At 46.0% G+C, this 23,765-nt stretch carries 22 protein-coding genes; 13 read left to right on the top strand and 9 right to left on the bottom strand.

Annotated elements, in window-relative coordinates:
- Positions 1 to 763: 763 nt before the first annotated feature.
- Genes R7E00_RS19880 through hemC form a run of 4 tightly spaced genes read right to left on the bottom strand, consistent with a single transcriptional unit; the run spans position 764 to position 4,843 of the window.
- On the bottom strand, positions 764 to 1,945 hold the full coding sequence (locus tag R7E00_RS19880) for a heme biosynthesis protein HemY (protein WP_017635979.1): 1,182 nt from the start codon (positions 1,943 to 1,945) through the stop codon (positions 764 to 766).
- Positions 1,945 to 3,156 (bottom strand): uroporphyrinogen-III C-methyltransferase, encoded by a 1,212-nt coding sequence (locus R7E00_RS19875; protein WP_005378751.1) that lies wholly within the window; start codon positions 3,154 to 3,156, stop codon positions 1,945 to 1,947. Before R7E00_RS19875 ends, R7E00_RS19880 begins: the two co-directional genes overlap by 1 nt.
- A 17-nt stretch (positions 3,157 to 3,173) precedes the next feature.
- Positions 3,174 to 3,902: a uroporphyrinogen-III synthase gene (locus tag R7E00_RS19870; protein WP_005383386.1), complete on the bottom strand. Its 729-nt coding sequence runs from the start codon at positions 3,900 to 3,902 to the stop codon at positions 3,174 to 3,176.
- A gap of 2 nt (positions 3,903 to 3,904) precedes the next feature.
- A complete protein-coding gene (hemC, locus tag R7E00_RS19865) occupies positions 3,905 to 4,843 on the bottom strand; it encodes a hydroxymethylbilane synthase (RefSeq protein ID WP_115386364.1) in 939 nt (312 codons plus the stop codon).
- Between the two features lie 346 nt (positions 4,844 to 5,189).
- Here hemC and R7E00_RS19860 point away from each other — a divergent pair, with 346 nt between their 5' ends.
- Positions 5,190 to 7,718, top strand: coding sequence for a class I adenylate cyclase (locus R7E00_RS19860; RefSeq protein ID WP_042523920.1), 2,529 nt, complete (start codon positions 5,190 to 5,192; stop codon positions 7,716 to 7,718).
- Between the two features lie 69 nt (positions 7,719 to 7,787).
- Here R7E00_RS19860 and cyaY read toward each other — a convergent pair whose 3' ends face one another.
- A complete protein-coding gene (gene cyaY / locus R7E00_RS19855; protein WP_005383391.1) occupies positions 7,788 to 8,102 on the bottom strand; it encodes an iron donor protein CyaY in 315 nt (104 codons plus the stop codon).
- Between the two features lie 74 nt (positions 8,103 to 8,176).
- Here cyaY and lptM point away from each other — a divergent pair, with 74 nt between their 5' ends.
- The 7 genes from lptM to R7E00_RS19820 all read left to right on the top strand — a co-directional run bounded on the left by lptM (position 8,177) and on the right by R7E00_RS19820 (position 15,422).
- On the top strand, positions 8,177 to 8,293 hold the full coding sequence (gene lptM / locus R7E00_RS25455) for an LPS translocon maturation chaperone LptM (RefSeq protein ID WP_005378746.1): 117 nt from the start codon (positions 8,177 to 8,179) through the stop codon (positions 8,291 to 8,293).
- A 61-nt stretch (positions 8,294 to 8,354) separates the two neighbouring features.
- On the top strand, positions 8,355 to 9,608 hold the full coding sequence (lysA, locus tag R7E00_RS19845) for a diaminopimelate decarboxylase (protein ID WP_005378745.1): 1,254 nt from the start codon (positions 8,355 to 8,357) through the stop codon (positions 9,606 to 9,608).
- 10 nt (positions 9,609 to 9,618) lie between these two features.
- Positions 9,619 to 10,449 (top strand): diaminopimelate epimerase, encoded by an 831-nt coding sequence (gene dapF, locus R7E00_RS19840; protein WP_005378744.1) that lies wholly within the window; start codon positions 9,619 to 9,621, stop codon positions 10,447 to 10,449.
- Positions 10,443 to 11,174: a DUF484 family protein gene (locus R7E00_RS19835; RefSeq protein WP_005383398.1), complete on the top strand. Its 732-nt coding sequence runs from the start codon at positions 10,443 to 10,445 to the stop codon at positions 11,172 to 11,174. Before dapF ends, R7E00_RS19835 begins: the two co-directional genes overlap by 7 nt.
- Entirely contained in the window at positions 11,140 to 12,072 is a 933-nt protein-coding gene (xerC, locus tag R7E00_RS19830) for a tyrosine recombinase XerC (RefSeq protein WP_005378742.1), read from the top strand. The genes R7E00_RS19835 and xerC overlap by 35 nt, the downstream gene beginning before the upstream one ends.
- 8 nt (positions 12,073 to 12,080) lie before the next feature.
- Positions 12,081 to 12,797 carry a 5-amino-6-(5-phospho-D-ribitylamino)uracil phosphatase YigB gene (gene yigB, locus R7E00_RS19825; RefSeq protein ID WP_053350826.1) on the top strand — a complete coding sequence of 239 codons (717 nt, stop codon included), beginning with the start codon at positions 12,081 to 12,083 and terminating at the stop codon, positions 12,795 to 12,797.
- 138 nt (positions 12,798 to 12,935) lie between these two features.
- A complete protein-coding gene (locus tag R7E00_RS19820) occupies positions 12,936 to 15,422 on the top strand; it encodes an EAL domain-containing protein (RefSeq protein WP_262606409.1) in 2,487 nt (828 codons plus the stop codon).
- Positions 15,423 to 15,504: 82 nt separating this feature from the next.
- Here R7E00_RS19820 and R7E00_RS19815 read toward each other — a convergent pair whose 3' ends face one another.
- Entirely contained in the window at positions 15,505 to 16,101 is a 597-nt protein-coding gene (locus tag R7E00_RS19815) for a tRNA-uridine aminocarboxypropyltransferase (RefSeq protein ID WP_025768162.1), read from the bottom strand.
- The gene (locus R7E00_RS19810; RefSeq protein ID WP_262606410.1) at positions 16,101 to 17,651 is read right to left on the bottom strand and encodes a COG3650 family protein; all 1,551 of its coding nucleotides are present in this window, start codon (positions 17,649 to 17,651) and stop codon (positions 16,101 to 16,103) included. Before R7E00_RS19810 ends, R7E00_RS19815 begins: the two co-directional genes overlap by 1 nt.
- A gap of 47 nt (positions 17,652 to 17,698) precedes the next feature.
- On the opposite strand from R7E00_RS19810, the gene R7E00_RS19805 reads away from it, so the two are divergent.
- Positions 17,699 to 18,169, top strand: coding sequence for an EVE domain-containing protein (locus R7E00_RS19805; RefSeq protein WP_005378735.1), 471 nt, complete (start codon positions 17,699 to 17,701; stop codon positions 18,167 to 18,169).
- A gap of 50 nt (positions 18,170 to 18,219) precedes the next feature.
- On the opposite strand, the gene R7E00_RS19800 is transcribed toward R7E00_RS19805, so the two are convergent.
- The gene (locus R7E00_RS19800) at positions 18,220 to 19,044 is read right to left on the bottom strand and encodes a Cof-type HAD-IIB family hydrolase (RefSeq protein WP_053307416.1); all 825 of its coding nucleotides are present in this window, start codon (positions 19,042 to 19,044) and stop codon (positions 18,220 to 18,222) included.
- Positions 19,045 to 19,288: 244 nt separating this feature from the next.
- A complete protein-coding gene (locus R7E00_RS19795; RefSeq protein WP_005378733.1) occupies positions 19,289 to 20,299 on the bottom strand; it encodes an alpha/beta fold hydrolase in 1,011 nt (336 codons plus the stop codon).
- Between the two features lie 65 nt (positions 20,300 to 20,364).
- On the opposite strand from R7E00_RS19795, the gene rhtB reads away from it, so the two are divergent.
- The 4 genes from rhtB (at position 20,365) to R7E00_RS19775 (ending at position 23,764) form a co-directional block, all read left to right on the top strand.
- A complete protein-coding gene (gene rhtB / locus R7E00_RS19790; protein ID WP_005378732.1) occupies positions 20,365 to 20,982 on the top strand; it encodes a homoserine/homoserine lactone efflux protein in 618 nt (205 codons plus the stop codon).
- Between the two features lie 24 nt (positions 20,983 to 21,006).
- Positions 21,007 to 22,230, top strand: a complete 1,224-nt coding sequence (locus tag R7E00_RS19785) for an EAL and HDOD domain-containing protein (protein WP_017636082.1) — start codon at positions 21,007 to 21,009, stop codon at positions 22,228 to 22,230.
- A 154-nt stretch (positions 22,231 to 22,384) separates the two neighbouring features.
- Positions 22,385 to 22,720 (top strand): metalloregulator ArsR/SmtB family transcription factor, encoded by a 336-nt coding sequence (locus R7E00_RS19780; protein WP_005378730.1) that lies wholly within the window; start codon positions 22,385 to 22,387, stop codon positions 22,718 to 22,720.
- A gap of 42 nt (positions 22,721 to 22,762) precedes the next feature.
- Positions 22,763 to 23,764 carry an ArsJ-associated glyceraldehyde-3-phosphate dehydrogenase gene (locus R7E00_RS19775; RefSeq protein ID WP_005383630.1) on the top strand — a complete coding sequence of 334 codons (1,002 nt, stop codon included), beginning with the start codon at positions 22,763 to 22,765 and terminating at the stop codon, positions 23,762 to 23,764.
- The last annotated feature ends 1 nt before the right edge of the window (position 23,765 follow it).

The raw sequence follows: 23,765 nt of genomic DNA, 5'->3' as shown, positions 1-23,765 counted from the left end.
GGTTGAAAGCACCGGTCTTGAAAACCGGCATACGTTAATAGCGTATCTAGGGTTCAAATCCCTATCTCTCCGCCACTATTAAGAAGCCTCGCTAGAAATAGCGAGGCTTTTTTCATTTCCGCACATCTTTATTACTCTATCTGTGCTTGCCAAAAATCAATTCCATATGCGATCTACTTTTGGACTAAGTAATATCGGTATCGGTATCGGTATTGGTATTGGTTGTGACGTTTTGATTTTTGCTAAGAAGTGCAGTTGCTTCTAAAGCTGTTCATCCTCATCACTGCATGCTGTCCCGATAAGGTTGTTGGAGATGCTTTGTTAAGGTGTTGAACCATCTATTGCCTTATCGTTCTCTTAAAGCACTACCATTGCTTCTCTAGCCCATTTTACCGGATAGACCGAACAAATAAGCATACTCAAATAGCCACTGTTTCACTGATGTATCTTTTTGTTTTACTCAGTCTAGCGACGCGTGTGCTCTATTGCCTAAATCTAGCTACGTCTTAAAACCATACATCAACAGGCTAAAGTTACGTATTCCTGCATCTTTTAAAATTGTTTTGGATTCTGCTGGAATGACAGGATCAGAGTAGTCAAAAGAGAAGAGGAAAGTGAAACGATAGTGAGTTGCTAGGAAGTTGAGAACTACTTGGGAGCCAATGAATTGGATAAACATATTGATGACTAAGGACTGAAGGGTTAATAGCAGGCAATAAAAAAGCCGACAGGTAAGCTGTCGGCTTGGTTAGGTCATCTTAAGTTAGTCATTCTGTACGAGCGTGAGAGCTTTACGAGAGACTTCGTGAGCAGCTTTGGTTAGATTTTGCTTCTCTAGTGTGTCTGCTAGGAATGCATAGTCAGAGACGTCAGAGCGAAGCTTTAAGGCGATCTCAAAGTGATCCTGGGCTTCTTGCCACTTCTCTTGACGGAAATAGAAGTGCGCTAATGCGCTATGGGCAGCGGCGTTATCCGGTTCTTTCTTCACTACTCCCTCTAAGAAGACCACGACAGGGTGGGTATCTGGCAGGTTTAGATCTGGCAGAAGTTGATAAAGCTCTGGGGCAGGTTGTTTTTTTAATGCTTCTTTTAGCACGGTAAAGGCTTCTGCATCAGCTTTTCGTGTGATGAGTTCTCGAGCAAAACAGGCAACGAGGTTTGTGTCTTGTTTCACTTTACGTGAGAGACTATTCCAATGGGAGATTAGCCCTTCGCTACCTTGTTGTTGCGCTACTTCATGGAGTAAGCCGCACTGCGCCTTTTGAATCAGCTCTGCATGTTCTTCTTCCGTGATGAGTTTTGCTTTGGTTAGTTGTGGCAAGAGGTCAATAAGAGGTTGCCACAACTTTAGCTGCATGTACGTTGTTTTCAGCAAGTTCAATACAATAGAGTTACTCGCATACTGACTTTTTAACGATTGCAAGGTATCGAAAGCGGACTCGAACTCGTTGTCGCGGATAAATTGTTTCGCTCGAGTCAGTTCTACTGCGAGATGAGCGTTCTCTTGTTGGCTCGCTAGCTCTAGATAGTGATCTCGTTTTGCTTTATCACCTTGGCCTTGTGCGGCTTCAGACGCAACCAAGTAGCAAAGCAGCGGCATATCGTGATGATTTGCCCAGCGAGTTACTTTCTTCTCAGCACCTTTCCAGTCACCTTCTAGAAGTTTAATAATGCCTTCATTGGTGTATCGGCGGGAATGGCGCATTTTGCGAACACTGAAGTAGTTCCATGTTGTAGAACTAGCATAAACTAACTTCTTAATCAGGTACTCAAGCAGAAAAAGACCTGCGAGTGCAGCGATAACGAAAACCACTAATGTCGTTACGCTCATCTCGATCGTTTTCTCGGCAATGGAGATGAGTACATAGCCTTGCTGACCAGAAAACTGGGTGCCAACAAATAGTCCTGCGCCTAGTACAACAAATAGGAAAATAAGACGAAACATTACTTATCCTCCATGCCTGTCATCGTTGTGACTTCACGACGTAGGCGTTCACGGATGACATCTGATAGTTGAGACTGACTTTGCAGTTTTGTTGGGTATTCCACTTGAATATTTTGCTGACTTAGTAGGTTAACCGTTTTGTTGAACTCTTTAACAGAATTATCGTCTTGGTTGAAGAAAGCTAATGCCCATTTGTCGGCTGTTTTTAGAGATGTGGTGTAAATTTCACCTTGTTCTTGGTACACCGCTTTTATTGCCGTTTCCAATTTGGCTTTGATGTTTTCTTTCAGGTAAAAGTGTTGCTCAGGAGAAAGCAGTGGAATGACGTTACCATCGCGCGTGCGGAAGGTAATGAAGTTTTCTGAAAAGTCCTTCAAAGAGGTCATTAAGTTATCTTGCCAGTTTGCGATATCTTCAGACACTTCAGTGTTTTCTACGGCTTCAGCTTCAGGTAGCAGTGCATTGGCGAGAGGGAGCTTGTCTACTTGCTGTTGTAGGGCAGTTAAGCGTAGTACCAATCCATCACGGTCAATTAGCGGGATCGTGCGAAGTTTGGTGATATCGTTCGCCATTGCTTTACGTAGTTTGACGAGGCTAGGGTCATTCAGTGCTGCAATGCGTTGGTCTGCACTTTCCATCAGTTGAGTCGCGCTTTCTACATCGTGCTCTAAGAACAATTTACGACCAGCTAATTTGACAAGGTAATCGGCTTCCGCTAATAGCCAGTCGTTTGGTCGACGACCTTTCACATCGGCAACGGCGAGCTGTAAGCTTTCAATGCTCTTCTGTTGCTGTCCAAGTACCACTTCCGCTTTGTGTGTCACGGTTGTTGCTTTCTCGATGGTTTCTTCTTGTACCCGGCTGAGTTCTTGCTTCATGGAAGCTTGAGTGCTTTCTAGCTGACTTTTTAGTTGGGCGATCTGCGCTTGGTAATCGGCTTGCTGTTGATGCAGCTTGTACGCGAGGCCACCGCCAAAAATAATCGATAAGATGATAGCGACCGTACCTAGTTTGACACCACGTTTACCTTGTTTTTCTTCAAACTCGACTTTGGTTGGCTCTGCTGTTTTTGGGGGCTCGGCCGCTTGTGGTTGCTCTTTTTTAAGGTCCGCATCCTGCTGCGATGTGGTTTTTTCGACTAGCGGTGCCGATGAGGTTTCTTCGGAAAGGTTTTTATCGTTATTTTTTTGGTCGTTATTTTTACTTGTCATGCCTATATCCTGTGTAGCTAGGGCTGGAGAGCCGCCAGTAATTCTTGGTTGGATGCGCTTCCCGTGCATCTCACGCGAGTGAACCCCCTTTGAATTGCGATGTCAGCGATACGCTGACTGGGGATATACAACTCTTGTTGATTAAGCCAAGTCAATTGCTCCGACGTCAATTGGCTGCACAAATAATCCAGTTGTTCACCACTGGTGACAATAATCTGGTTAATTTGTAGGTTTTTCCATAGTGAGATACAGCTTACTGGATCGAATGGGATGAATTCTCTCTTGTAAGTCTCACTATAGTGAACTTTTGCGCCACGCCTCACCAATGCATCTTTGATCAGCTCTCTTCCGCCGTTACCACGAAGGATAAGAACTTGTTGTTGTGCCACATTGTTGAGCTCTGGCAGTCGCAATAAGTGTTCACTATCACTGACTTGGGGATAGTGTACTTTCTGTTGGGTACATTTGCTTAAATAGTGTGCTGTTTTTTGACCAACGGCAAGGTAAATAGCTTGTTTCGGCCATGACATCCCGTTGCTGGCTAAGATTTGCTGTGCACATTGCACTGCATGTCGACTAACAGCGATAACAATTTGAGCTTGATGTAGATGTTTAGAGAGGTGCGTGTCCGTGAGATCGGCGACAATGTCGATCAGAGGATGGTGATATGCGGAAATGCCGTGCCTTTCGAGCAGAGAGCAAAGCGCGTTGCCTTGCTCTCCCGGCCGAGTGACCAACACTGCCATGGTTATTCGTGATCTGCGTACAGCTTAGTTAGGATTTCACGAGCGCCGTTATCTAGCAGCTCATTGGCTAGCTGCACTCCTAATGCTTCGCAATCTTTACGATGGCCACGAATTTCACCACGCACAATTTCGCTGCCATCTGGTTCGCCAACTAATGCGCGTAGCCAAATGTTGTCGCCGTCTAGCAGGGCATAGCTGCCGATAGGTACCTGACAGCCGCCTTCTAGCGTAAGGTTCATTGCGCGCTCACACAAAACGCGGTCTACGGTGTCTTGGTGGTTAAGTGGCTCAAGCAGCTTAAGCAGTCTTTCATCGTCAAGGCGGCACTCAATACCGACAGCACCTTGGCCTACCGCTGGTAGTGATTGCTCTGGTTCGATAAAGCTACGAATGCGTTCTTCAAGCTTCAATCGTTTGAGGCCAGCCGCAGCAAGAATGATTGCATCATACTCACCCGCATCTAACTTACCAAGGCGAGTGCCCACATTACCGCGAAGCTCTTTGATGATGATGTCCGGACGATATTCTTTCAGTTGGCATTGACGGCGCAAACTGCAAGTACCAACCACAGCACCTTGAGGGAGCTCATCAATGTGGCTATAGGTATTAGAGACGAAGGCATCACGAGGATCTTCACGCTCACAAATGGTCACGAGGCCAAGGCCTTCTGGGAAATCGACGGGTACGTCTTTCATTGAGTGAACGGCGAGGTCTGCACGTCCTTCTAGCATCGCGATTTCAAGCTCTTTTACGAACAAGCCTTTGCCGCCAACTTTTGCTAGTGGTGTATCTAAAATCACGTCACCTTTGGTCACCATGGTTACTAACTCGACTTCCAAGCCAGGGTGAGCGGCTTGAAGGGCGTCTTTAACAAAGTAAGCTTGCCATAAAGCAAGAGGGCTTTTTCGAGTTGCAATGCGAATCGGTGTGGATTGTGTCATGATCTTCTCAATGCTGTTTGGATTTGGGTTTATCCTACCATTCTCATCAAGAAATGCTTACTGTTAGTTCGTTATCTCTGAAGGCTATGAATGGAATTACATGACGTTATGAAAATAGTGTGACTGGATTCTCAATTAGACTAAGGACTATTATTAGTAATAGGTAATAAGAGCGACACTACCGCGCGATTAATTTTGTGACTAAAGTATGGTTTTGTATCCAGAGTGATACGCGGGCGTGAAGCTTTACCCGCACCAATAAAAGTGTTAAATTGATCACGTTTTTAAGCCATTTTGGTTTAAAACGTCAGCAGATTTTCGTGATTGTTCAACCAAGGAATTCCCCTTGCAGGCTTACACCCAAAAAATCATCCAGCGACTAGATAATTTGAATCAGCAGCGAGTTGATCGCGCGTTGGCGCTTATGGATTCGCAAAGCCAGCAAGTCTTCCACTTGATTCCTGCCTTGTTGAACTACAACCATCCTGTAATTCCTGGCTATTATGATGCCGATGTCCCGTTTGGTGTGCATGGGCTTGAACTAAATAGCATTCAGCAACAATTCATAGATGATATTCAACTTGCCATTGGTCAGCCGCTCAAGACGGTAGAAAAGCCCGCTATATTGGGTTTATACACCATGGGCAGTACCTCCTCGATTGGTCAAAGTACTTCCAGTGATTTGGATATTTGGGTGTGTATCTCGCCCGATATGGATTGTGACGAACGCGAGTTATTGACCAATAAATGCTTACTCATCACGGATTGGGCACAAAGCAAAGGCGTGGAAGCGAACTTTTTCTTAATGGATAAAGAGCGCTTTAGAAGCAATCATTCTGAGGAGATGACAGGTGATAACTGTGGTTCATCTCAGCACTTACTTTTGCTAGATGAATTCTATCGTAGTGCGGTGCGTATTGCCGGACAGCGTTTGTTATGGCAAATCGTGCCGCCAGAAATGGAAGAGTGTTACGACGAGTACGTTTCTCAACTGTGCAGTGATGGTTACATCGACTGTAGTGAATGGATCGACTTTGGTAAATTGAACTGCATTCCTGCTGAAGAATACTTCGGCTCGAACTTGTGGCAGTTATACAAAAGCATCGACTCTCCCTACAAATCGGTATTAAAAGCCATCTTGCTAGAAGCTTACTCGTGGGAATACCCGCATACTCAATTGTTAAGTATCGACACTAAGCGTCGTTTCTTTGCCCATGAGCCTGACCTCTATGGCATGGATGCGTACTACTTAATGTTGGAAAAAGTAACCCGTTACTTAGAGCGAATTCAAGACGATACACGTTTGGATTTGGTGCGTCGCTGTTTCTATCTCAAAACCCATGAAAAACTATCTCGTGAGCCGAATATTGGCTCAGTAGCTTGGCGTCGTGAAGCACTGAGCGATATGATTGCAAAATGGAATTGGGATGCCAGTGTCGTTGCAGAGCTCGATGACCGCCGTAATTGGAAGGTTGAACAAGTAAAGGTGGTACATCATGCATTGCTGGATGCGTTGATGCAAAGCTACCGTAACTTGATTCAATTTGCGCGTCGTAACGACATCACTTCTGCTATCAGTCCGCAAGACATCAGTATTTTGGCCCGTAAACTTTACGCGGCTTTTGAAGTATTGCCGGGCAAAGTAACGTTACTAAACCCACAGATTTCACCTGATCTGCACGAGCCTGACTTGAGCTTTATCGAAGTGAAAAAAGGGGGAGTGAACAAGTCTGGTTGGTACCTCTATAAACAACCACTTATTGCGCACCGCATTTTGGGGCAACCATATCTAGAGCATCATGAATACTTGAGTAAATTGGTTGCTTGGGCATTCTTCAATGGCTTGATCACTGAATCGACTCGTTTACATGCCGTGGTACGTGAAGCGCAGCTAGATATTGATAAGTTTTACCAAATGGTGAGTGACTTACGAAATACTTTTGCGTTGCGTAAGCGTCGTCCATCTATGCAGGCGCTAGCGAGTCCTTGTGAAATAAGCCAGCTTGCGATGTTCATCAACTTTGAAAATGATCCGACGTCTGAACTTTCTGGTCGTTCGTTGAAAGTGGATGTTAAGAACACCGATATTTTTAGCTTTGGTCCAGAACATAAAAATTTAGTCGGCAGTGTTGACCTTGTTTACCGTAACTCTTGGCATGAAGTGCGTACGCTGCATTTCAAAGGGGAAACGGCGATGCTGGATGCACTGAAAACCATTTTGGGCAAAATGCACCAAGATGCGTTGCCACCAGAATCAGTGGATGTGTTCTGCTATGCGAAGAACATGCGTGGTGTGATGCGTAATATGGTTTACCAGCTTTTAGCTGAATGTATCGACTTACGCTTGAAACCAGTAGAGCAAGAGAAACGCCGCCGCTTTAAAGCGATGCGTCTTGGTAACCAGACTTATGGGTTGTTCTTTGAACGTCGTGGTGTGTCGGTGCAAAAGCTAGAAAATTCCATCGATTTCTACCGCAGCATTTCTACTAACAAACTCAAAGGCTCGCCGCTGTTAATGCTCGATCGTGAGCAAGAATATCAAATGCCGGAAGCGGTGGATGGGTTTGCCAGTGAAGGTCTAGTGCAGTTCTTCTTTGAAGATAACGAAGATGGCTTCAATATTTATGTGTTGGATGAGTCAAATCAAGTGGAAGTGTATCACCAATTTAGTGGCTCCAAAGATGAAATGATTTCGTCTGTAAACAGCTTCTACACGTCGGTAAAAGACGATAGTCGCGTCGCGTCTAAGTTTATTAACTTTAACCTGCCTCAGTACTATCAAATTATTCACCCTGAAGAGGGGAATGCGTATATCATTCCTTACCGTAATGACGGTTGTTCACCGAGCCGCCCGACCAAAACTGTGAATGCGTAATTAAACCCGTATCAATAAACAAAAAGAGCACTTCGGTGCTCTTTTTGTTTTGGTGACGATTGACCAGAATTATGCCCAATCAATGGCTTCGCCTGCGTGCTTTTCACACTCTTGCTTCACCATTTCAAATAGCTCCATACCCGTTTTTGAGCAGGTCCATTTACCTTCAATAAGTTTGAAGTGGAAACCACCAGATTTGGACGCTAGCCAGATCTCATGCATCGGCTCTTGGCGATTAATGATGATTTGGCTGCGGTCTTCAAATTCCAATGTCATTACGTTGCCAGTGACTTCGTAATCAATGTCTGCGCCTGAATCATCGATGGATTCTTCGATGATTTGCATCTGCGCATCCACCAGTTGATGAAATTCAGTATCGTTCATCCGTCTATCCTATTGCTTTTCCTGAGTGTGGTGCGATTATAGGGGGCATTGATTCAATAATCACGATATGCGAAATGAAAAAATTAGTTACTGTGTTGTTTGTGATGGTTGCCGCGACCTTAGCGGGGTGTGGTCAGTCTGGCTCACTATACATTCCAGATGACACTCAACAGAATGAGCAATCACAATAAATAACCGCACCTTAGGGTGAAATTAGGTTTCAGCAGTCGAATAAAATAAGGGAAGCGAATTTTGGATTACTTCAACTATCAGGATGATGGCCAGCTTTGGGCCGAAGACGTCCCACTTCAAGCTCTTGCAGAGCAATATGGCACTCCTCTTTACGTATATTCTCGAGCCACGCTAGAGCGCCATTGGAAGGCGTTTGATAGTGCTGTGGGTCAGCATCCTCACCTGGTTTGCTACGCGGTGAAAGCCAACTCAAACTTAGGCGTATTGAACACGCTAGCGCGTTTGGGATCGGGTTTTGACATCGTGTCGGGTGGTGAACTTGAGCGTGTGATTGCCGCAGGCGGTGATCCGAAAAAAGTCGTTTTCTCTGGTGTTGGTAAAACACCGGCAGAGATGAAGCGCGCTCTTGAGCTAGGTATCAAATGTTTCAACGTTGAATCTGAGCCAGAGCTAGAACGTTTGAACAAGGTTGCGGGTGAGCTTGGTGTGATTGCGCCAATTTCTCTGCGTATCAATCCAGATGTCGACGCTAAAACACACCCTTACATTTCGACTGGTCTTCGCGACAATAAATTCGGCATTGCGTTTGATCGTGCGCCAGATGTTTATAAATTCGCGCAAAGCCTGCCGAACTTGAATGTGCAAGGCATCGACTGCCACATTGGTTCTCAGCTGACCAATATAGACCCATTTATCGACGCGACAGACCGTTTATTAGCTCTGATTGATGATTTAAAAGCGCAAGGCATTAACATTCGTCACCTTGATGTCGGCGGTGGTTTGGGTGTGGTCTATCGTGATGAATTACCACCTCAGCCTTCTGATTACGCCAAAGCGTTACTAGGCCGTCTTGAAAATCACCAAGACTTGGAGCTGATCTTTGAGCCAGGCCGTGCAATTGCTGCGAACGCAGGTATCTTGCTAACGCGTGTTGAGTTTTTAAAACATACTGAGCATAAAAACTTTGCGATTATCGACGCTGCAATGAACGACTTGATGCGTCCTGCGCTATACCAAGCATGGCAAGATATTGTGCCAGTTTCACCGCGAAAGGGTGAAGCTCAGACTTACGACTTGGTTGGTCCTATTTGTGAAACCGGCGACTTCTTGGGTAAAGATCGCGCACTCGTTTTGCAAGAAGGTGATCTACTCGCGGTTCGTTCAGCAGGTGCCTATGGTTTTGTGATGTCTTCGAACTACAATACTCGTACCCGAGCGGCAGAAGTGATGGTGGACGGTAAACAAAGCCACTTAGTTCGCCAGCGTGAGGAGCTGACCAGTTTGTGGCAGCTGGAACAGATTCTACCGGAGTAACACACAACAAATGCATTTCCACTTTTCCAAAATGCACGGTTTGGGCAACGACTTCATGGTCGTCGACTGTATTACCCAGAACGTGTTTTTCTCGCAAGACCTGATCCGCCGCTTGGCGGATCGTCATACTGGCGTTGGTTTTGACCAATTGCTTGTGGTAGAGGCCCCTTACGACCCTGAAACCGACTTCCATTATCGGATTTTTAATGCCGATGGTAGTGAAGTTGAACAGTGTGGTAACGGTGCACGCTGTTTTGCCCGCTTTGTTCGCTTGAAGGGGCTGACCAATAAATACAGCATCAGCGTGAGCACCAAGAAAGGAAAGATGATTCTCAACATCGAAGATGATGGGGAAGTGACGGTCAACATGGGCGTGCCAGAGTTTGAACCGAACAAAATTCCTTTCAAAGCGAAGCAAAAAGAGAAAACTTACATCATGCGAGCAGGCGACAATACCTTGTTTTGTGGTGCTGTGAGCATGGGTAACCCGCACGTAGTGACCGTGGTCGACGATGTGGATACGGCAGAAGTGGAAACTCTCGGTCCGCTGCTTGAGTCGCATGAGCGTTTCCCAGAGCGCGTCAACGCTGGCTTTATGCAGGTGATGAGTCGTGACCATATTCGTCTTCGAGTTTACGAGCGAGGCGCAGGAGAGACACAAGCTTGTGGTAGTGGTGCATGCGCGGCAGTCGCGGTTGGGATTCTGCAGGGCTTGTTGGATGAAAACGTTAAGGTTTCTCTACCTGGTGGTGAATTGCGAATTGCATGGCAAGGTCCTGGCAAGCCGTTGTTTATGACCGGTCCTACAACGCATGTATTTGATGGTCAATTGTCTTGCTAGTTGAAGAAAAAGGAAACGGTTTGTCTCAAGTAGAAGCAGATGCCTTAACGGCTGAAGTAGTGGCCGAGTACCTCAAAGATCATCCAGACTTTTTTGTGCAACGTCCGGAGCTTGTGGATCGTTTATCTTTCCCACACTCAGACTTAGGCGCGGTATCTTTGGTACACATCCAAATGAATCGCCAACGTCAGCGCATTGAAGAGTTAGAGGAAGAGATCACTACACTAATGTCGCTTGCTGCGAACAATGATCGGACCTTTTACGAATTTATGGATTTGCAGGGGCAGATTCTAAAATGTGGTGACTTTAAACAAGTCATTCATTCTATCGAAGAGAAAGCCAAGGCGCTGGGCTTACGTGCGTTTGTTCGATTGTTTAGTCAATGCGACGCATCGATTCAATTGAGTAAGGAAAGTTATCAACGCTTTGCGACCACTCACTTAAATGGCAAAGATGCGTACTTAGGACGTCTTCGCAAAGTAGATCGTGAAGCTTTGTTTGGCAACATGGAAGTGCCGGAAATGGGGTCCTATGTGGTACTGCCGCTCGTGAAACAGCAAACACTGGGCGTGCTTGCTTTTTCTAGTGAAGATGGCGGCCATTTTCAGCCAGATATGGATACCTTGTTTTTGCGTCACCTATCATTAGTAGTGGCACATCTCGCTCAAACACTGGTATGGCAAAGTTACGATGACGACAACTCCCAACACTCCTCTGCCAAATAGTTTGCAAAAGCCTCTTGAGCGCTTCTATGAATTCTTACGAAGCGAAAAGGGGCTTAGCCTACATACTCAGCGCAATTACAAACAGCAGCTAGAAACTATGGCGCAGCACTTAGCTGAAATGGGGCTCAAAGATTGGTCTCAAGTGGATGCTGGTTGGGTGCGCCAATTAGCAGGTAAGGGCATGCGAGAAGGCATGAAAGCCAGCAGTTTGGCAACGCGACTCTCATCGCTGCGTAGCTTTTTCGATTTCCTTATTCTGCGTGGCGAGATGTCGGCTAACCCAGCCAAAGGGGTTTCAGCACCTCGCAAAAAACGCCCGTTGCCCAAAAACCTCGATGTTGACGAAGTGAGCCAATTACTTGAAGTCAACGAGGACGACCCGTTGGCTGTGCGCGATCGCGCCATGATGGAGCTGATGTACGGCGCCGGTTTACGTTTGGCTGAGTTGGTGGGTGTGGATGTACGTGATGTACAACTGCGTAGTGGTGAGCTTCGTGTTATTGGTAAAGGCGATAAAGAACGTAAAGTACCGTTCTCTGGGATGGCAACCGAGTGGGTCGGGAAGTGGTTACGCGTTCGTGGTGATTTAGCCGCTCCAGGTGAGCCCGCCTTGTTTGTATCTAAGCTCGGAACGCGTATTTCGCATCGTAGCGTGCAAAAGCGCATGGCTGAATGGGGGCAGAAACAGTCTGTCGCAAGCCATATTAGTCCGCATAAATTGCGTCACTCATTTGCGACACATATGCTCGAATCAAGCAATAACTTACGTGCGGTGCAGGAGCTTTTAGGGCACGAGAACATTTCGACGACCCAAATCTACACGCACTTGGATTTCCAACATTTGGCGCAAGCCTACGACCAAGCCCACCCACGCGCACGTAAAAAGAACGGGGAGTGAGCCGAAGTATGAAATTTTATCGCCGTATCGAGCCTATTAAGGCAATGACCTTTGACCTAGATGATACCCTCTATGACAACTATCCTGTGATAGTTCGCATGGAGCGTGAGTTGTTATCTTGGCTCAAGCACCATCATCCAGCGGTTGCTCATATGAACAAAGCGGATTGGTTTGCTCTCAAACAACGTGTTGTGCAGCAACAACCCGAGCTGAAGAGCGATGTCACTTTATGGCGTTTAGTGCAACTTCAGCAAGCTTTCTCCCAAGTAGGCTACGACGAAGACGCAGCACATGCCGCTGCGAAAGCCGCAGTAGACGTTGCGTTGGACTGGCGTAACCGTTTTGAAGTGCCGCAGCAAAGCCTCGATGTACTGGAGGAACTCGCGCAGCACATCCCGTTGGTGGCAATCACCAACGGTAATGTGGATTTAGACCGCATCGGTCTTACGCCTTATTTCCAACAGGTACTTAAAGCAGGACCAGATGGATTGGCGAAACCCGCAACCGATATGTTTACTAAAGCGAAGCGATTCTTGGATATCCCTGCGGAGAATATTCTGCATGTCGGTGATCACCTAACCACGGATGTGCATGGTGCAAAGTTGGCTGGTTTTGCAGCCTGTTGGTTTAATGATATGAATAAAAATGTCATTAACCATTCAAAAACACGTACTTTACCTGATATTGAAATCAATAGTTTGCAGCCGTTACTCACACTTTTTTAATTGCTTTCGCATTAATCCATTCTAATCTCATTTTGTGTCTAGAAAAGCAGCGCAAAGCCACGTAAATTATTCTCTATTAAATAAAAATAGTAACGCCACACGTCGTGGTGAAGATAGTGTTACGGCAGTGGTAGGTCCATGCGAGCTTTTTCAAAACTGGTTCACGATGTCAGTCAACTGAATGACTTTTTAGTCACTTTTCCAATTTCCTCAGATAAACAATATTTAGTACAAATATTGTCGACGCAATCGCGCGAATTTACGACCACACTTGCAGACGCCGTTTTGTCGTCGCTGCCGAATGCTCATGTTATGGGGCATAGTACGCGTAATGTAATTCTGGAAGGGGAGATATTTACCTCTGGTTGCCTAGTGAGTGTGATTGAATTTGAGCAAACCACGCTGACTTCTGCGGTACAAACATACTCTTACTCCCCTGACATTGATGGCGGGGAGCTCAAGCGCTCTCTTCTAATGCAGCATAATTCACAGGTGATCCTCAGCTTTGCTGTGCAAATTGAACGACGTGACTATCCCTTGTTTCAAACCTTTGCCAGTGAAGAAGTAGTGATTTCTGGAGGGTTGGCGCAGAGTATTGACGATGGCTGCTGGGTGCTATATCAAAACCGAGTTTACGATAACGCTGTGGTTGCCGTAGCTTTGCACAGTGATACTTTGAAGCTATGGACTGATGCGTATTCGGAGTGGAACCCGATTGGCATGCCACACAAAGTCACTCATGCAAAAGGAACGCGCTTGTATTGTTTAGGTGAGAAGAAAGCGCTGGACGTATACAAGCGTTACTTGGCGGATGGCCATGATGTGACGCTGAGTCAACTGCTCAGCTTTCCTTTGTATCGAGAAAGCTTAGGGCGAAAGGAAGTTTGTACGGTAACGGAGCTACACGCTGATGGCAGTATGAGCTTCGACAGGCCCTGGTGTCTTGGTGACGAAGTGCAATTTTGCTATAACCATCCCTCGTTAACGCTCGAGCAAGTGCGGCATGGTGTGGTTGAGTTAGCCATGCACCAACCTGAAGTCGTGATGATTTTTAACTGCGCGTCACGGTTAGACTTTATTGACAGCAGCGACGAAGTCCAAGCATTCAAAGATATTGCGACGACGTTTGGTAGTTACTGTATGGGGGAACTGCATGGTGGTATTGGTCAGCCCGAAATTCTTCATCACAGCCTGACGTATTTAGCGATGCGAGAGGGAGACGAAGTGCAAACATTGAACTTGCCTAAGTTGCCCGTTAGCTCCTCTATTTCACCGTTGTTTAGCTTGATTCGAAATGCGATCGGCGATCTCAACCATATGAACGCGCATATGGGATATCAACTCGATCGCCAAACGCGCAAGTTACAAGAAAGCTATCGACGCGACAGTCGCACGGGGTTACAAAACCGGGTCGCATTGCAAGAGCGGCTGAGTAACATCGATTTGGATGAGCATTTGTTGACTCTAAAGCTACTTAACTTTAGTCATATCAACGAAAAATACGGCTACCGAGTGGGAGATCAATTACTCAAAGATCTCTCAATGCACTTTACGAATCGACTACGAAAGCGTTTCGGCATGCCAACGGCTTTGCAGCTTTATAGTATTGGGGTTGGTGAATGGGCGTTCATATTTAAAGCTGATCAAAGCAGCGAGACCATCAAACAGCACTTTACGCGTTTTGCTGACGCGGTAGAACAAACTAATTTTGAGCCAATTGGCCTACGTGAAATAGATTATCTTTCTATCTCGCTATGCGGCGGCTTAGTGAGTCGTCGAGATTTTCCATCCGCTTCAGTAGATGAGCTCTTACTCAAAGGCATCGAAGCGAGGCGCTCCGGTGTACGCAGTAATACCCATATCTGTAATGCGAAAGATATTGAAGTCAGTGAGGATGTGCGTAAAGAGCAACTTGGATGGCTAAGTTGCGTCAGTAGAGCCATTCTCAAACAGAATATCATCACTTATAGCCAACCTATTGTGCATGCGGGTAGCCACAAATTGGCAAGCCAAGAATGTTTGGTTCGTATTCTGGAAGCCGATGGAACGGTGATTGCGCCAGGGCGTTTTCTGCCAATTATCTCTGATACGCATCTTTACACTCGATTAAGTCGGCACATGATTCATTCTACGTTGCATTACATGCGAGATAAGCAAGGTGACTTTTCTATAAACTTATCGCCGCAAGATTTGCTCAGTGATAAAACTTTAATGCTTTTAGAGCATGAAATTAGCCAGCTAAATGACCCAAGGCGAATTGGTTTAGAAGTGCTGGAATCTGAGCAGATCAAAGACTACGGCCGAATGATAGAAGTGTGCAGTCATTTTAGAAGCTTAGGGGCGCGTATCATTGTTGATGACTTTGGGTCCGGCTATTCGAATATCGATGAAATCCTAAAGTTGGAGCCAGAAGTCATAAAGCTCGATGGCAGCTTGATTCGTGATATTGATAAAGACTTAAAACAGCGCAAGATCGCTTCCCAGTTGGTGCGTTTGTGCCAGGTGTTTAACGCGGAGACGGTGGCGGAGTTCGTCCACAGTCAGGAGGTGTGCACCATTGCACAAGACATGGGGGTGGATTATTTGCAGGGTTACTATCTTGGCGAGCCGACTCGACTGTTTTAATGATGTTTCACGTGAAACTTCTTGTCGTAAAAAACGCAGCGTAGGCTGCGTTTTTTTTTGGTTCTTCTACTGAGCTTAATGTTTAACGCTTAAGAGCGTGTCCACTCTTTTCAGCTTGGAACAGAGCGAGGTAATGGGCAAAAAAGCGCTGCATTTGTTGTTGGTTGTTTTGTTCTCCAAGTTGCCCGAGCAAATGTGCAGCGACTTCAAACGTGCACAAGTTACCTTGTTGTTGGTTGCGTCGCAGCTGATATTGTGAGTCCGCCGACGCAGACAATCCCATAGTAGGGATACCTTCTAACCAACGGCTCTTATTGATCATCTTGCGCGCCTCTTGCCAGGTGGCATCCAAAATAATAAACAGCGGAGTTTTGGTTTGTTGCTGGCTTTGGAGTACCACATCTTCGAGTGTGATACTTTCTTCACAGGGGAAGAGCAACACCGGATACCGCGACGGATCAGCTAATAGAGTGAGCAATTCTGCTGGTGGCTGTTTGCGATCCCAGATTACTCGCTCAATGTTGAGTTGGCACTGCTCTAGTAGCTGGCCGGTATTAGTATCACGCTTCAGTTCATTCGGATGCATTAACAGCAGGATGTTGTGCTCACTGGTAAGTTTCGGCATTAGCGAGCACATACAATTGAATTGAAAACCGCAGGTTGGACACGGTTGTGACATTACAGACGAACTCCTTCGCGCACCGGGCTTATCCCATCAGAGAACAGACGCACACCACTGACTTGGTTCGGCGTTGCCGTTGGCGCCATGCTTGGGTTGAGTGGGTAGCTAACCCCAGTGTATTGCATCACGTGTTGAGCCGCTTTAGCTCCGCCACCGCTGACATTAAAAATCAGATCTCGCCAACCATGAGAGGTTTGTTGGCCGAGCATAATCGGGCTTTGCACTAGTGTAATGCGGCTATTAAATCGCCATTCCTTTTCGTGATGTTCAAATATCAGCAATGTACAGCCTCCGGAACCACACCAATCCAACTGTACCAATAGCTCTTCGTTACCATCGCTGTTGAGGTCGTAAGTTAGCCAACGGTATTGGTTATTGTTGGGGGTGGTTTGATGGATAAAGAAGTAGTTGCGCACCGCGGCATCTACTTTTGAATCAAACTCTGCACTAGAAGGGACGTCAGCACTACCGATGGGGTTGTTGGTGCGTTTTTCGGCTGGTTGCATGATGCCTTCATCACGAACGGTGGCAGGATAAAGGACTAAACCACCATCGGCGATTGGGTATACCAAGTTACCGACTTTTTCTTTGGTCGCTTTGAGCTGATTGCCTTCTCGAGTAAACAGTCGCTCTGACATTAGCCTTTGCTGTTGATGATGCGTCATGACAACTTGAACCTGATACGGACTTAACTGTTGCCAGTAACCACGCTCGATTAATGGTGCTTGTCCATTGGCGTAACGGTATTTTGTTGTGGCGCTATGGTCTGGGTTTAAGGTCATTTGTACTTCAAAGCCTTGTGATTGGGTTGAGGTCGCGACATAGGTATTAGCCCAGCCAAGCGTTGCATCGACGTTTGCAGCCATACCACAACCTTGATACGTCTCGCCATCATGTTTTAGTGTTGCTTTCCAGCCATACAAAGAATCGCTCATTGTGTCTGAGCAGAGGTTTTCTGTTAAGCGAAGCTCACCATCTTGTAGTTGATAAGTGCGCTGGCGAGGTTGAAGCTGACTGCTTTTAATCGCTAATTTTGTGGTTTGTTTGCCGATTTGCTGGAATGTTAGTCCATTAGCCTCAAAGCTTGCCGACCAAGAAGGCTCATTACCAAACACGCGAGTTGGTTTGTTTGGTTGCTGACAACAGTTTGGATTTTCCGTTGTGAGGAAGTTCACTTGTTCCACGACAAAGTTAGCATCGAAATCAGCAGAAAACCCATCGATGCCCGGTGGGTTGAGGTGGCCGATAACCTCGCCATACATGGTCTGGTAAGGCTCGTTATTTAACTGAATTGCTCGTTGCATTTGCTGTGGTGACAGTTGCAACCAATATTGCTTGTCGCTGCCACAAGGCATGATGTATTGGCTCTCGTGACCGACGATCACTTTTCCGCGCAGCATAAAAGTTTGAGGTTGAATGGTTTCAGGCTTATCTAAGGTTGCTGGTGGAGAGGTTAGGTCAGCGGCACCAGATTGTGGCGACTGTGAACTACATGCTTGCAGAACCAGCAGGGTGGCAAGCGCCACTGGGTTTTTCAAAGCCTTCATGTTATATCTTCCTCATTATTGTTACTCAATCGGCATCGGATGGCATTATGGCATATTGGTTATTTAAAACTGAACCAGATACCTTTTCTATTGACACGCTTCGAACCCAAAAGGTTTCATGTTGGGAGGGAGTTCGTAATTATCAGGCGCGCAATATGATGCGTGACCAAGTGAAGGTGGGCGATTTAGTCCTGATTTACCACTCTTCTTGTAAACATGTTGGCGTGGCAGGTATTGCTAAAGTTGTGAGAGAAGCCTATCCCGATCATTTCCAATTCGATCCCGAAAGCGATTATTACGATCCAAAGTCAGACCCAGACAACCCGCGTTGGATTATGGTGGATGTAGAGTTTGTACGTAAAACGGCGCGAGTGATTCCGTTGTCGGTGATGAAAGCGATGCCAGAACTTGAGAACATGCCGTTGGTGAAACGTGGAAATCGCTTGTCGATTATGCCCGTGACAGAAGAAGAATGGGACGCGATTCTTGGCAAAGAGAAGCTGCCAAGTCAGCGATAAAAGAAAAGGGCTGCGAATGTGCAGCCCTTCATAATTTGGAGTATTGAAGCTTACAGCAAGTGTTCTTGTAGGTAGTGTGCAACCGCATCTTCTGCATTGCTGCCAATTACTTCATTATTTGGTAGAGCTTTCATCACTTTTTCGTGTGATGTACCCATAACTAGCCCTTTACCTGCCATCGACAGCATTTCTACGTCATTCATGCCATCACCAAATGCTACGCAGTTTTCTAACGTGAGGCCGAGTTTTTTCGCTACCGCTTCAAGAGCATGACCTTTAGACACGCCAGCGCTCATTACTTCCAAACACCAAGGCGTTGAAAATGCGATGTTCAGCTTATCACCAAACTGCTCACGTAGTTTGTTTTCAAATACGACCAAACGTTCGTGGTCTTCTCCAGGATGCGTGAAGAAAACTTTCGCAATACCGTCAGTTGGGGCGCGGTCTTCATCAAATAAGACGTAAGTGAATTCATCGTGGAAGTCACGTAACGTTTCATCATCCTTGTTCATCAACCAGCTATCATTTTGATACATGTGAATAAGTATTTCTTGATCATGTTTGATCGTGTCGATCACGCCTTGTACCAGTTCCGCAGGGACATTCTCGCTGTACATTAGCTGATCTTCCTGGTCATGCACTCGGGCACCATTCGACGTGATCATATAAGCTGGAATGCCAACTTGGCGACGGATGCTCGCAACGTCTACGTGGTGACGGCCGGTTGCAAAGACAAAGGTATAACCCTTTTCATGCAGCGCTTTTAGCGTCTCTTTTGAGTAAGCACTGAGCTGATGGTTAGGTGCGAGTAACGTGCCATCCAGATCAGAGGCAACGATTTTGGTGATCTCTTTGCAAGGTAGCGATGTGCTCATGAAGTCCTCGTAAACGGTTTGGATAGTGTGGAACAGGTGAATTGCAAACGGAGTACAGCAGACTGACTAGATCGTACTGCTCCGAATGCGGGGGAACTTGGGCTCATAGCACTATGCGGTTAAACACAGTGTCAAAGTAGCCAAGTTCAAGCAGTGTACGCCAAAATGAGGATGAAAAAGAGGGTAAATCGATGTGTAGACATTTCCTCTTTAATCTTAGTCGTGAAATGGTCGCCTAGAGTTCTTATTGTGCTTGTTCGTTTGATGGCGATTTAGGGTCATTCATAAAGCGGAAAATCGCATCGAGCGCTTGATTACGATACTTGTCGGTTTCGAACAAGATTTCATGCTGTGCGCCTTCGATAGAAAGCAGCTCCGCGTGCGGGTTGGTTTTCCGCAATTTATCAATAAAACGCTTTTGCGCGAGGTTGCTAACAATCCGATCGTTTCCGGCTTGGATTAGGATTACTGGTATTTTGACTTGGCGAGTTAATAAAAAGCACTGCTTAGCGGCCATGAGCCCTTGCCAAACCCAGCGAGTGCTTGGCCCACCGACTTGCAGTTCCGGTTTTTCCGTATATAGGTTTCGGAACCATTGGTAGCGGCCGTAACTTTGGCTAAGTGGGTTATCTTCAAAGGGCTTAGGGAAGTAGGCCTGATGTCCTGGTGCATAGCGTGGCAAAGTCGATACCGCTGACATAATTTGTGTGACCGGAATCGCTATTGGTGATAGGTACCATGGCAGGTTAATGCCAAACATGGGCGCACTTAGAATCAAACCAGTAAAAGGGTGTTCTGGGTGAGTTTGCAGGTAACGTGTGGCGATCGCGCCGCCCATAGAGTGCGCGATGATGAAGCATTGTTGATATTCGCTAAGGTCGTGTTTTTTTACGACGATGTCCATATCATCAATATAATCAGTAAAGTCATAGACGTGACCCATATCTGAGTCAGATAATAAACGATCTGATAAACCTTGTCCGCGGTGGTCAAAGGAATAGACATCGAAACCTTGGCGGTAGAGATCGTAAAACAGCTCTTGGTATTTCCAGGAAGACTCAATGCGTCCATTTACGATGAGCACGGCTTTTTTATGCTCTGGGTTGGTTAGCTTGCACCAGTAAATGTTCTTTTTCTCAGTCCCTTTAACAAAGCCCTCTTGGCGAGTTTGCCAAAGTGCTGCGATCGGACCACCAATTGCTTGCTCAAATAATGTCTCTTGAGTATAAGTCAAAGGTGAATGGTTAGTCGCCATTAGTTGATTACCTGAAGATACGTTGTTTACGCGATGTATCATCGAAGAATTAGTGAGGAAATGCAATGGATACCCATGTCTGGTTAGCTTATGTAGTAACAGCAATCGTTTTTAGTTTGGCTCCGGGCTCTGGCACGGTGAACTCAATCAGTAATGGTTTGAGTTACGGTACCCGTAAATCACTGGGTGCCATTATTGGCTTACAAATTGGTTTAGTTATCCACATCGCGCTGGTGGGGGCGGGTATTGGTGCGCTTGTCGCGCAGTCAGCAACCGCATTTTCTGTCATTAAATGGGTTGGTGCCGCTTATCTGGTTTGGTTGGGGATTCAGAAATGGCGCGATACATCAAGCTTAGTCGCAGCTGAAAACCACAACGAGATGTCAGGCACGGCGCTGTTGTACAAGGCTGTGTTAATTAACCTCACCAACCCTAAATCGATTGTTTTTCTGGTGGCGTTGTTCCCGCAGTTTATTGACCCGGCAAAAGACCAAATCACGCAACTGTTGGTGCTTGGCGTCACTACGGTCGTGATTGATGCGTGTGTAATGTTGGGTTACACGAGCTTGGCAGCACAAATGGGACGCTTTATTCGCTCCGATAAAATCATGGGAAAAATAAACAAAGTATTCGGTTCAATGTTCATGGGTTGTGGTGCATTATTAGCAGCTGCAAAGTCATAAGCCATTTATAGGTCCTTCTTTAGCATGAATACAACGTATGTCGCTCGCCAGCCGATCTTTAACCGAAAAAGACAGACGCTGGGTTATGAATTGTTGTTTCGAGACGGGGAGAGTAACGCATACCCTTCACATATTGATTCAAATCGAGCGACATACCGACTGATCGTCGAAAACTTCCTATCACTGGGTACTAACCCAGTGATTGCCTCTTCAAGATGCTTTATTAACTTTCCTCATCAAAGTTTGGTGCGACGTTTGCCGCGCAGTTTGCCGAAAAACAAAATTGTCATCGAAGTGTTGGAAACGTGCCAACCTACGGATGAGCTTCTTGATGCGATTCGTGAGTTTTATCGAGAAGGTTACTTGATCGCTTTGGATGACTTCACCCTAACACCAGAATGGCGCCGTTTTTTGCCATATGTGCATATTGTGAAGCTCGACATTATGGCGATGGGGCTCGAAAAGGCCTGTGAACTTGTCACAACACACCTTGCCAAACGCGTCAAATACCACTTTTTAGCAGAACGTGTTGAAACCGCAGAAGAGTTTGAGCAAGCGAAAGCGGCTGGCTTTAAATTTTTCCAAGGTTATTTTTTTAGCAAGCCACTCGTCTCGCAGACTAAATACGTCAGTCCTGAGCAAGTGTTGGCATTGCAACTGTTTCGTGAAGTTTGTGCTCCTGAGCCTGACTTTACTCGTATCGAGTCCATCATTACGCAAGATGTCGCGTTGTCATATAAATTATTGCGTTTTGTAAATACGCAAGCGCCGAATTTGGCTGTCGAAATCAGCTCTTTTCGTCAGGCATTGATTTATCTTGGCCAGGATAACCTTAAGCAGTTTGTCTCTTTGGTTGTGGCATCGTATATCTCCAGTAACAAGCCTCGAGAGCTGTATCACCTTTCATTGCAACGAGCTCAATTTTGCCAATTGATGTCGCGCTATCAGCCCTTCTCTCACCTCAACGAACAAGGTTTTATGGTTGGTTTGCTGTCGATTCTAGATGCGCTGTTGGATCTTTCGGTGGAATCTTTAGTTAGGCAGTTACCGCTTAGTCATTCAGTACAACAAGCGCTATTACATCGCAAAGGGGTTTATGGTGCACTTATTTCCCTCGAAGAGTGCTACGAGCGTGCCGATTGGTCAGGGGTTGAAAAAATCACGATGCAATTGGGGTTGCCTTTAGAGGAAGTGAAGCTCTCCTTAGGTGAAGCGGTTCGCTGGAGTCAAAGCATCGCGACTGCATAATTTCGTGTCTTATCTTTTATCTCTTTGAATCTCTCTCTTTACAATCAAGCTGTTCGTTAGATGTGAAACTTTTATGACGATGGACGGTTTCCTCTTGACGATATATCTTAATTAAATAAACATATACGCATATCCATATATAGGTATGTTCATTATGCTTCCACATCAGTTTTTTAAGCTGTTATCCGATGAAACACGCGTACGTTGTTTAATGCTCGTGGCCCGTGAAGGTGAAACTTGCGTTGGTGATTTGGCGTTTGCTCTGCAAGAGAGCCAGCCGAAAGTTTCTCGTCATCTTGCTCAGTTACGGTCCAGTGGCATCTTGGTGGATAAACGCCAAGGGCAATGGGTGTATTACGAGTTATCACAGCAATTGCCAGGTTGGATGCGAAAGTTAATTGAAGACTTAGTGGCATCAAACTGTTTGAAGCAGGAATACCAAGACGACATCACACGCTTACACGATAAAAGTCGTGAGGCTTGCTGTTAACAGCGAATAGAGATTCAAGGTAGAAGATTAGAGGGTAAAACTATGACAATTAAAGTAGGAATTAATGGCTTTGGCCGAATTGGTCGCTTAGCGCTGCGAGCGGCATTTGATTGGCCAGAATTGGAGTTTGTGTTAATCAACGATGTCGCAGGTGACGCCGCGACGCTTGGTCACTTATTAGAATTCGATTCAGTGCAAGGTCGTTGGCATCATGGAGTTCAGGTCGAAGGCAGTGAGCTCGTCATCAACGGCAAGCGTGTCGCCACGACTCAACAACGCGATATCGATGCGGTGAACTGGTCTGATTGTGATGTTGTGATTGAAGCGACAGGCGTACATCGCAAAACATCATTCCTAAACAAATACCTAGAGCAAGGCGTGAAACGTGTCGTGGTAAGCGCACCTGTGAAAGAAGAAGGTATCGCGAACATTGTGGTGGGCGTGAACGACCATATTTTCGACCCTGAAAAACATCGTATCGTGACAGCAGCTTCGTGTACGACTAACTGTATCGCACCTGTGGTTAAAGTCATTCATGAGAAATTGGGTATCGAACAATCTTCTTTTACGACCATTCACGACCTGACGAATACGCAAACTATTTTGGATGCGCCACACAAAGATCTACGCCGTGCAAGAGCATGCGGCATGAGCCTTATCCCGACTACGACGGGTAGCGCGAAGGCGATTGTCGAAATTTTCCCAGAATTAAAAGACAAAATTAATGGTCATGCGGTTCGCGTACCTCTAGCAAACGCATCGTTAACAGACATCATTTTTGATGTGAAGCGTGATACCACAGCAGAAGAAGTGAATGCACTGTTAAAAGAAGCATCTGAAGGTGATTTGAAAGGCATCCTTGGCTTCGAAGAGCGTCCTTTAGTTTCTATCGATTATAAAGGCGACCAACGTTCAACCATCGTTGATGCGCAATCAACCATGGTTGTGGGTTCTCGTATGGTTAAGATTTATGCTTGGTACGATAACGAAATGGGTTATGCAACGCGCACAGCAGAGCTGGTTCGTAACGTTGGTTTGGCTTAAA

The sequence above is a fragment of the Vibrio sp. Vb1755 genome (genome assembly GCF_033338635.1).
GTDB classification, from domain to species: Bacteria; Pseudomonadota; Gammaproteobacteria; order Enterobacterales; family Vibrionaceae; genus Vibrio; species Vibrio alginolyticus.
Note: the sequence above shows the minus strand (reverse complement) of the source record. Positions and strands in the feature narration are given on the sequence as shown.